Here is a 1,678-nt window from a genome sequence, read left to right as displayed (position 1 = left end):
CGCGCCGAACAAGTTCGCCGCCCAGGCCTCCTGCGACGACCTGGTACGCGCATCGGCCGCGTTGCGTGCCCTGGCCGTGCCGCTGTTCAAGTTCGCCAACGACCTGCGCTGGCTCGGCTCCGGGCCGCGTACCGGCCTGCGCGAGCTGATCCTGCCGGCCAACGAGCCGGGCTCCTCCATCATGCCGGGCAAGGTCAACCCGACACAGGCCGAGGCCATGCTGATGGTCGCCATCCAGGTGGCAGGCAACGACACCGCCGTCTCGATGGCCGGCTCCGAGGGCAACTTCGAGCTGAACGCCTTCCGCCCGGTCATCATCAAGAACGTCCTGCACTCGGCGCGCATCCTGGCCGACATGATGGACCACTTCCGCACGTACCTGGTCGAAGGCGCCCGGCTGAACACCGAGACGCTGCACCACAACATCGACCACTCGATCATGATGGTGACCGCGCTCAGCCCCGTCCTCGGCTACGACCAGGCCGCCCGCATCGCCCACTACGCCCTCGACAAGGGCCTGGCACTCAAGGACGCCGCACTCCAATGCGGCGTCGCCGAGGACCTCTATGACAAGATCGTTAATCCTGAACGCCTTACCCAGCCCGGCGTGCCCAGCCCGGACGGCGGCACCCGCCGCTGAAGAACCACCTGCGCCGCCGGCCGAGCCTCACCGGTGGAGCCGGCGCGCCGTACACGGAGCTCACCGCCGGTCAAGATGACGCCGGACAATGGCCGCGATCGTGTTCGTGGCGTCGACCAGGCTGTCGGTGATGGCCACGCACCGAGGGTCGAGCGCGGCCGACGGGGGGCGCAGGGCTGCCTGGAGCCGGCGGAGCGGGGGAAGGTCGCCGGGCGGTCGCAGGGATCTGAGCGCCTCGGCAAGCGAGTCCAGGGTCGTGCCGAGCGCGGCGGCCAGGGCGTCCAGCCGCCGGGCGTCGTCGTGGCTTCGCGCGCCTTCCTGGCCGGCGGCGGTGGCCTGCTGGAGGACGAAGGTGTGCAGGGAGAGCTCGGTATGCGCCAGGCGGGTCACCGCGGCGGCCAGGGACTGGGCGACAGTGGAGGTCAGCGGCGGGTGCGGCGGCTCGTCGGCCAGCCGGGCGGTGGCCGCCTCGGCATCGGTGCGGGCGCGGCGGGCAGTGGCCTGCAGACTCCGGAGCCGAGCCGGGTCGGCCTGCTCCGGATGGGCGCACTGGTGCAGCAGCGCGGTCATGTACCGGCCGTGGGCCGCGACGAGCCGGGCGAACGTTTCCTGTGCGGTGAGACCCTGCCCGCTGGGCCACGCCCAGTAGGCGATGAGAGCGATCGCCGCGCCGATGGCGGTGTCGGCCAGGCGCGCGGTGGCTGAGGTGGCTCCCGGGACACCGAGGATGTCGAGCAGGATCACGATGTAGATGGTGAGGAAGGTGCTGAACAGCAGGTAGTTCACGTCGAACAGGGCATAGGCCGCCGTGATGGTGATGGTGGCCGCGACGATCAGACCGAACGGGTCTGAGTGGGTCAGGTTGGCGAGCGCGGCGCCGAGGCCTGCTCCGGCGGCCGTTCCGGCCGCTCTTCGGATGCCACGCTCGACCGTCGAGGTGAAGTCCGGTTTGAGCACCAGGAAGATGGTCAGCACCACCCAGCGGCCCTCGAACAGGCCGGTGGCCTGGACCATCAGCTCGGCGAGCCCGGCGGCCAC

General features: G+C 70.8%; 2 protein-coding genes. One reads left to right on the top strand and one right to left on the bottom strand.

Annotated elements, in window-relative coordinates:
- Positions 1–640 (top strand): lyase family protein (locus tag AB0J09_RS64175; RefSeq protein ID WP_360714251.1); only part of this gene is annotated, 640 nt, incomplete at its 5' end.
- Between the two features lie 60 nt (positions 641–700).
- Here the strand turns inward: AB0J09_RS64175 and AB0J09_RS64170 are convergent.
- On the bottom strand, positions 701–1,678 hold a 978-nt coding region (locus AB0J09_RS64170; protein WP_360714249.1), incomplete at its 5' end, for an FUSC family protein.

Origin of the sequence: Nonomuraea sp. NPDC049784, assembly GCF_040659615.1 — a bacterium.
In the GTDB taxonomy this organism is placed as follows: domain Bacteria; phylum Actinomycetota; class Actinomycetes; order Streptosporangiales; family Streptosporangiaceae; genus Nonomuraea.
This window is presented reverse-complemented; position numbering and strand designations above follow the sequence as displayed.